This is a genomic window from Corallococcus sp. CA053C (assembly GCF_003611675.1).
Lineage (GTDB): Bacteria > Myxococcota > Myxococcia > Myxococcales > Myxococcaceae > Corallococcus.
Genome location: NZ_RAWA01000437.1, coordinates 1 through 8,076, shown reverse-complemented (window position 1 = coordinate 8,076; position 8,076 = coordinate 1). Strand labels below are relative to the sequence as shown.

The window sequence follows — 8,076 nt, the reverse complement described above, 5'->3', positions numbered from 1 at the left end:
GCCGTGGGCGCCGGCAGCGTCGGGGGATGGTTGTCGGGGAAGGGCGAGGCGACGTCCACGTCCACCGCTCCCTGCTCGGCGCCCCCCTTGCCGTCGCTCACGGTCACCTTCAGCGTGAAGCGTTGGCTGCCGTCCACCAGCGGTGCGGTCCACGTGGGGTTGGACGCGGAGGCATCATCGAAGGTGCCCGCCGGGGAGGCAGGGCTCTGCGTCCAGGCGTAGGTGAGCGCATCCCCGTCCGCATCCGAGGCCTCCAGCGTCAGCGCGACGGGGTCCCCGGAGAGCACCGCCGTCGTCTGGACGGTCGGGCCGGTCAGGGTCGGAGCGGTGTTGCGGCCAGGCGAGGCGTCATCGCCGCAGGCGAGACCTCCGAGGCCGATGACCAGCAAGGGCAGCAGAAGGTGTGAGGGATGGCGGCGCATGGGGGCTCCTTGGGAAAGGGTGCCCGGACCCTAGGGCAGGCGGTCCATCCCTGTTACCTGCCGAAAGCGCCGCGTGTTCTTCGTCCAGGGGACGGTCCGCGCCGGATGTCGCCCCGGGAGATGGGCTAGCGTCCGGGGCCATGCAACTGCTCCGCACCTCTGCCCTCTTGTTGCTGATGGGATGTCTGGCTTCGGGTTGCAAGCGGGACGCCGACGCTCCCCCGCCTGCCTCCACCCTGCCCGCCGCGCCGAAGGTGGCACCCGCGTCCTTCGTCCAGGCCGGGCTGGTGGCCCCCGTCACGGCCCCCGGACAACCGGACACGGGCGAGGTGGACCTCGCGGCGCTGCGCGACTCCGTGGCGGATCCGCAGGTGCTCTCCGAGGAGGAACTGCTGAAGCTCTCCGGGCCCGCCGCGCGCGACGAGCGCGACCCGGGGCGGCGGCTCATGGGCTCCCCCATGGGGGAGGAGCCGGCGTCGGATGACGCGCTGGCCGCGGCTCCCGAAGCACTCGCCCCGCCCCGGGAGGTGCCCGACACCCGGCGACAGGAGCGCGAGCTGGAGGAGGCCTCGGCCCGTCAGCGGGTCCGGGCCGCGCTCTCCGCGCGAGCGCCCCGGGTGCTTGGTGACGCTCAGCTGGAAGGCGGCGTGAGCGGAGGTGTCATCGGGAGCGTGGGGGCAGGTTCCGCCGGCGTCCGGTCCGAGGCTCCGGCGAAGCTCGCGAAGAAGTCGGCCAGCGCACCGGAGGCTCCGACGCCGGTGCTGCCTCGCGTGGAGGCCGCGCCGCGCGCCGCCAAGGTGCTGGTGATGGGGGATGACGGTCGCTACCAGCCCCTCAAGGCCCGCGCCATCCGCGTCGTCACGTACATCCAGGGCTCCCGGGCGCGGACGGTGGTGGACCACCTGTTCGAGAACGACACGGGCCGCAGCCTCGAGGGCACGTTCTATTACCCGCTGCCCGGAGGCGCGACGGTGGCGGGCTTCGCGCTGTACTCGGGGGCGGTGACGGTGGACACGCCCTCGCTCTTCCAGTCGTCGGAGCTGCTGCCGCCGCTGGGAGACGCCTCGGCGGCGTCGGAGCAGCTCACCGCCGCCGCGCCGCCCGCGCCTCCAGGGGCGAAGCGCTCCTGGGGTTCCATCCAGGAAGCCCGCGTCGTCGAACAGAAGCGCGCGAGGGAGGTGTACGAGGACGTGGTGCGCCGCAACGTGGACCCCGCGCTGCTCGAATGGTCGGGCGCGTCCACCTTCAGCGCGCGTGTCTTCCCGCTGCCGCCCAAGTCGCTCAAGCGCGTCGTCATCGCGTATGAGCAGACGCTGCTCTTCGACGGGCAGCGCCTGCGCTACACGTGGCCGCTGCCTCCGGGCGCGGGCCAGGACGTGCGCATCACCGCGCGCGTCCACGTGGATCCGCGCCAGACGCCGGAGGTGACGGTGCAGCCGGACGCGGGCGCGAAGGCGCGCAAGGTGGGCGCCTGGCAGGTGTATGACTTTCCGAAGCTGACGGGAGACGGCGCGCTGGCGGTGGCCCTGAAGCCGAAGCGCGAGGACGCGGACGTGCTGGTGGGTCGGGACGACGCGGGGCTTCCAGGCCACGCCTTCCACGCGCGGGTGCGGCTGCCCGCGCAGCTCACCTCCGGCGCGGACGGCGCGCCCACGGGCCGCGCGGTGCTGGTGGTGGACACGTCGCTGTCCTCCGAGGATGGCAACGCCTGGGCCATCCAGGCGGCCACGCTGCGCGCGCTGCTGGAGAAGGACCCGACGTTGAAGGAGTACGCGGTGCTCCTCTTCGACGTGCGCCCCCGCTGGCTGCACGGGCCGGGCTTCCGCGCGAACGACGCGGCGCACCGGCAGGAGACCTTCACCGAGCTGGAGCGCGTCTATCTGGAGGGCGCCTCGCACGTGGACGGCGCACTGGAGGAACTGGACCGGGCCGGGCGCGAGTGGCTCAAGCCCGCGGGCAAGGGCGAGCGCGTGACGGCCTTCCTGCTCTCCGACGGCAACATCACCTGGGGGCAGAGCCGCGTGGACGCGCTCCTGTCCCGCCACCCGTGCGCGGAGTCCCTGCGCTGGGTGACGTATCGCTTTGGCGAGGCGGCGGTGAACACGGAGCTCTTCGACGCGCTGGCGCGCTCCAGCGGCGGGCGCGGGGTGAGCGTCCTGTCCGCGTCGGAGGTGGACGCCGCGGCGAAGGCGCACCGTGCGGCGTCGGTGGTGCTGTCGCGGGTGTCCGTGGTGGGCGCGGACGTGAAGGACCTGGTGGTGGCGGGCCGGCCGCGGCTCGTCTTCCCCGGGCAGGAGCTGCAGGTGGCGGGGCGGCTGCAGGGCGGCAAGGGCGCCGTGGAGCTGGAGGTGGTGACCCAGGCGGGCACCGCGCCCGAGCGCACGCTGCGCATCCCCCTGCCGCTGGACGAGGACAGCGCGTTCGCGCCGCGCGCGTGGGCGGAGCTCTTCGTGTCGCGGCTGGTGTCCCTGGACGACGAGCGGTTGGACCGGATGGTGGTGGCGCTCAGCCAGCACTACCGGCTGGCCAATGCCCGCGCGTCCATGCTCGTGCTGGAGTCCGAGCGCGACTTCCAGCGCTACGCCGTCCGCGACGAGCAGGTGGACCTGGACAACCTGGAGTCGCTGCGGCGCCGGGAGGAGGACCAGCGGCGGGACAAGCTGCTGGGCATCGCGCTGGATGACGTGCCCGAAAGTGGCCGCGCGGTGGTGGCCCGGCTGGCCGAGCAGAAGGCGGCGCGGCTTCCGCTGCTCAAGCGCCAGCCGCTGCGGGACGAGCCCTACGCGGGCGGGGATGCCCGGCTCCAGGCGGAGCTGGCCTACCGCAAGGCGCGCAAGGAGAACCGGGACGACGTGCTGATCTACGAGGCCATGGCGCGCAAGCGCGCGTTCGCCGGTGACACGTGGGGCGCGGTGCGGGCGCTCTCGTCACCGGTGGAGCTGCGCTCGCAGGACGCGGAGGCGCTGCGGCTGGTGGGGTACGGCCTGCTGGCGCTGGGGCAGTACCCGGCGGCGGCGGAGCTGTTCGAGCACGTGCGCCTCAGCCGTCCCTTCGAGCCCCAGGCGTTCCTGGAGGAGGCGCTCGCGCTGGACGCGTCGGGGCGCTATTCGGAAGCGGCCCGCAACTACGAAATCGTGTTGGCACGTCCCTGGAATCGGCATGGCAGCGAGGTGCGGACGGTGGCGGCCTTCCACTACGCGCGGATGCTGGCGGGCCTGGAGCGGCAGCCGGGGCTCGCGGAGGTGGCCCCGGTGCTCAGGGCGCGGCGCGCGGAGCTCACGGGACCGCAAGGGGAGGCCATGTTCGCGAAGGCCCAGCCCATCGACTACCAGCTCACCACGCACTGGAACTCGGACAGCACGGACATCGACCTGTGGGTCATCGAGCCGGACGGGGAGAAGTGCTTCTACCAGCACAAGGACACGCGGCTGGGAGGGAAGCTGTACTGGGACATCACGGACGGCCTGGGGCCGGAGCTGTACCACGCGCAGAAGGCGGCGCCGGGGCCGTACCACGTGGTGGTGCACTACTACGGCAACAACTCGGCGCGGTACGTGGTGCCCACGGCCCTGCTGCTCGTGAGCGACCGGGGCGTCTTCACGCCCGACGACATGGCACAGCGCCGCTTCCAGGTGCGCATCCTCCCCAACAAGGACGCGCGCCTGTTGCTGCGGCGCGAGGTGTTGGTCGCGAGCGGGAAAGACCCCGTGTCGGCGCAGCCCGCGCCTTGAGGCAGTTCCCCCTCAACGCCCGACGCTACGGAGCCGTGAGGACATCGACGAAGTAGTAGTCCGCGGCGTAGGGCACGCGCTCCCGCTGGCCCACGTCCGCGGTGCCGCTGCAACCGGCCGTGGGCGCGATGCCTCCCACGGTGTTGAGCCGGAGCGCATAGCCCGTCTGGGTCCCGTCGGACGTGGTCCTCGAGAACACGTCGGACGGGAGCCCCCGGTCGATGCGCGCGACGTTGGCGAGCCGCAGCAGGGGGACGTTGCCGGACCCGTTGGCCACCGTGGCCTCGACGCTGCCGACGAAGAGCGTCTGGCCGGCGGTGGGCGTGCCCTCGTTGAGCACCGGGGCCGACACCCGCCAGGACGGGCCCACCGGTGGCGTGCCGGTGGGCGGCCCGAAATCAATGCCCGCCGGGTAGCGGAAGTGATCCAGCACCAGTTTGTCCAGGGCAGGGATGGGCTGGGAGGTGATGGGCTGGAGCCCTGCTTCCGGTTGGAGGAAGGCCCAGGCGAAGCCGCTCGCGTTCTGGCGGCACTCGTAGACCTGGGCTGCTGGCGCCGCCCGCTCGTAGTCCGGATCCACGGCCACGTCGCGGGTCCCGAAGGGCGGTGGATCCTCGGGCGTGGGGACCGTCAGGTAGGCGGCCACGATGTGCGCGGAGGGCCGCGACTCGGAGGGGCGGCTGAGCAGCTCGCGGAGGTTGTACTCCACGCCTCCCAGCGTCACCCGCAGCACCTCGTCCGGCACATTGGCCGGCAGGCTGGTGGGGGCATTCATGGCGATCTGCTTCACCGCCTCGGTGGCCGCCGCGGTCCCATCATCCGGAGCGTCGTCGTCATCATCATCGCACCCGCCGGAGGCCGCGACGGCGAGCGCGAGCATGGCGATGACACGGACGGGTCTCGTTCGAGCAGGCTTCAAGACAGACCTCCCTCGGAAACCAGCGACCGTAATGACAGCCTCCCGTGCCAGCAATCCGTCCGGGTGGAGGAGCGCGTGTCTTCCTCACGACGCTATCCGTCGTGGCGCCACAGGTTCGGCCGACTCGCGAACAGCTCCATCGTCCAGTCGATGAAGACCCGGAGCCCGGCGCCCAGCTGCCGCGCGGGGGGATACACCAGGAACAGGGGCCGGGACTCGGGATGCCAGCCTTCCAGCACCTGCACCAGCTCACCGGAGGCCAGGTACGGCTCCAACACGAAGCGCGGGGCGAACATGACGCCCAGGCCCGCGAGCCCGGCGGCAAGGTAGGCATTGGTTTCGTTGAGCGTGAGCAGGCTGCGGCCCTGGACCTCCAGCCGCTCGCCGTCGCGGGTGAAGACGATGGGCAGCTCCTTGCCGCTCAGCGACGAAAAGTAGCTGACCACCGCGTGTGACGGGCCCGCCAGCTCCAGCGGGTGTTGGGGCGGGCCGTGGCGCTCCAGGTACTTCGGTGACGCGCACACGAGATAGCAGAGGTCGCCCAGGTGCCGCGCCACGAGCGACTCGTCCTTCACATGCCCGCCGCGAATGGCGCAGTCGACGTTGTCCGACAGGAGGTCCACGACGCGGTCGCTCACCCCCAGCTCGATGTGCATCTGCGGGTAGCGCGCGTAGAACGCCGGCAGCGCGGGGATGATCAGCAGCCGGGAGATGGTCCCACTCGACTCCACGCGCAGCCGCCCCCGGGGGCCGCGCCGTGTCTGTGAGAGCGTGGCTTCCAGCTCCCGCACCTCGCCCAACAGGCGCAAGGCCTGCTGGTAGTAGGTCATGCCCTCTGGCGTCACCGTCACCCGACGCGTGGTGCGGTGCAGCAGCTTCACGCGCAGCTGCGCCTCCAGTTGTTGGATGAGCCGGGTCACCGCCGTCTTCGGGCGGCCCAGCGCGTCGGCCGCCTTGGTGAAGGTGCCGCTCTCCACCACGCGGACAAAGGCTTCCATCGCCGTGAACCTGTCCATCTTCCACCTCACGCACGGCATAGCGCGTTCAGCGAAGAGGCCCCAGGCCCCATCGCGCACTCCGGATTGTTTCAGGGGTGAAACGGAATGTGTGAGGGGCGCCCGTTTATCCCGGGGGATGCCGGGCGGTATCTCCTCGCCCATGCACAGACCTCTTCCCCGCGGTGTCTTTCTCGCTGTCTCCCGTTCCCTCACGTTGGGTGTGTTGGCCCTGGCCCCCCTGCTTCCCTCCGCCGTCCACGCGGCCGCGCCCCAGGTGCGGACCCAGGCCCCTGGCTTCTACCGGATGATGCTCGGCGACTTCGAGGTCACCGCGCTGTCCGACGGCACCGTTCCCCTGACGGTGCGCGAGGTGGCGACCCACACGACGCCGGAGCGGGTGACGGAGCTGCTCTCGCGCGACCACCTGGAGGATCCGGTCGAGCTGTCCATCAATGCGTTCCTCGTCAACACCGGCACGGCCCTGGTGCTCGTGGACACGGGCGTGGGCGGCTTCTTCGGCCCCGACGTGGGCGGCCGGCTCCAGCAGAGCCTCCAGGCCGCGGGCTACCAGCCCGAGCAGATTGACGTGGTGCTGCTCACGCACATCCATTCCGACCACTCCGGTGGGCTGATGTCCGCCACGCGTCGGGCGTTCCCCAATGCCATCCTCCAGGTGCACGCGCGCGAGGCGGCCTTCTGGCTGGGGCACAACCCCCGGCCGAAGGGGACGGTGGATCCGAAGTACTTCGAGGAGGCGCGCGCGATGGTGGAGCCGTACCAGGTCGCGGGGAAGCTGAAGACGTTCGGAGACGGGGACACCGTGGTCCCAGGCATCCGGGCCGTGCCGACGCCGGGCCATACGCCGGGGCACAGCGCCTACGTCGTGGAGAGCCGGGGGCAGCGGCTGGCCCTGTGGGGTGACCTGATGCACTTCGGCTCGGTGCAGCTGCGCGAGCCCTCGGTGACGGTCGCCTACGACGTCGATGAGCGCGCGGCCGCGGCCCAGCGAGCGCGTGCGTTCACCGAGGCCGCGAAGCGCGGCGACCTGCTCGGCTTCGCGCACATGCCCTTCCCCGGACTGGGACGGCTTGGCACGGAGGGGCGGCCCGGCGCGGAGGGGCGGCCCGGCGCGGAGGGGAAGTCCTACCGGTGGATCCCCATCAACTACAGCTCCGGTCAGCGCTGGCAGCCCGCGAAGGTCCGCGCGGACTGATGCGCGCCGCCTCACGGTAGCGGGGCGGGTGCCCTCCCGGTCGTGCAGGGAGGGCGCCCCACGCGGCTTCAGGGCGCGGGCTTCGACGCGGGAGCCGCCTGCTTCAGGACGAGGTCGCGCACCGCCTCCGCCGTGCCGGTGGCGGACTGCGGGTTCTGGCCGGTGACCAGGCGCCCATCCACCACCACCTTGGGCGTCCAGTTGGCGGCGGGCTGGTGCTTCGCGCCGCGCTGCTCCAGCGTCGTGGCCAGGAGGAAGGGCACGACCTTCTCCAGCTTCACCGCGCGCTCCTCGTCGTCGGTGAAGGCGCTGACCTGCTTGCCCGCCACCAGGTACGCGCCGTCGCTCAGCTTGACGTTCACCAGCGCCGCGGGCCCGTGGCAGACCGCGCCGACGACGTGGCCCGCTTCGTAGACTTCGCGCGTCACCCGCTGCACCGCCGCGCTGCCGGGGAAGTCCCAGACCGCGCCGTGGCCGCCCGCGTAGAAGATGGCGGAGTAGCGGGACGCCTTCACGTCATCCAGCTTGAGGGTGGTGCGCAGCGCCTTCCGGAAGGCGGCGTCGTTCCAGTAGCGCGCGTTGGTGGCGTCCTTGAGGTCCAGGCCATCCACCGGCGGTTCGCCGCCCTGGATGGAGGCGAACTCCACCGGGATGCCGGCGGCGTCGAAGACCGCCAGGGGGTGGGTGACCTCGCCCAGGTAGAACCCGGTGGGCTCGCCGGTGCTGCCCTTGGTGGCGTGGCTGGTCATCACGATGAGCACGGGCGCGGGCGCGGACCGGGGCGGCTTCGTGG

The 8,076-nt window shown here is 71.9% G+C and carries 5 protein-coding genes and 1 pseudogene; 2 read left to right on the top strand and 4 right to left on the bottom strand.

Going from position 1 to position 8,076, the window contains the following annotated elements; translation table 11 throughout:
• Nucleotides 1–422 (bottom strand): annotated as a pseudogene (locus D7V97_RS36500) (hypothetical protein); the annotation flags it as partial.
• A gap of 140 nt (nt 423–562) precedes the next feature.
• On the opposite strand from D7V97_RS36500, the gene D7V97_RS36495 reads away from it, so the two are divergent.
• Nucleotides 563–4,153 (top strand): VIT domain-containing protein, encoded by a 3,591-nt coding sequence (locus tag D7V97_RS36495; RefSeq protein ID WP_120615231.1) that lies wholly within the window; start codon nt 563–565, stop codon nt 4,151–4,153.
• A 25-nt stretch (nt 4,154–4,178) separates the two neighbouring features.
• Here the strand turns inward: D7V97_RS36495 and D7V97_RS36490 are convergent, their stop codons facing one another.
• Nucleotides 4,179–5,072: a DUF3455 domain-containing protein gene (locus D7V97_RS36490; RefSeq protein WP_147445123.1), complete on the bottom strand. Its 894-nt coding sequence runs from the start codon at nt 5,070–5,072 to the stop codon at nt 4,179–4,181.
• A 92-nt stretch (nt 5,073–5,164) separates the two neighbouring features.
• On the bottom strand, nt 5,165–6,070 hold the full coding sequence (locus D7V97_RS36485; protein WP_233583446.1) for a LysR family transcriptional regulator: 906 nt from the start codon (nt 6,068–6,070) through the stop codon (nt 5,165–5,167).
• A 220-nt stretch (nt 6,071–6,290) separates the two neighbouring features.
• Between D7V97_RS36485 and D7V97_RS36480 the strand changes: the two genes are divergently transcribed.
• Nucleotides 6,291–7,283, top strand: coding sequence for an MBL fold metallo-hydrolase (locus D7V97_RS36480; RefSeq protein ID WP_120615228.1), 993 nt, complete (start codon nt 6,291–6,293; stop codon nt 7,281–7,283).
• Between the two features lie 68 nt (nt 7,284–7,351).
• Here the strand turns inward: D7V97_RS36480 and D7V97_RS36475 are convergent.
• Nucleotides 7,352–8,076, bottom strand: a 725-nt coding sequence (locus D7V97_RS36475; RefSeq protein ID WP_304988527.1) for a type 1 glutamine amidotransferase domain-containing protein, incomplete at its 5' end; no start/stop codon positions are given.

What these genes read in the sequence shown, in the direction of transcription:
- D7V97_RS36485 (WP_233583446.1), bottom strand. Translation starts at nt 6,070, where the DNA reads ATGGAAGCCTTTGTCCGCGTGGTGGAGAGCGGCACCTTCACCAAGGCG.
- D7V97_RS36495 (WP_120615231.1), top strand. Translation starts at nt 563, where the DNA reads ATGCAACTGCTCCGCACCTCTGCCCTCTTGTTGCTGATGGGATGTCTG.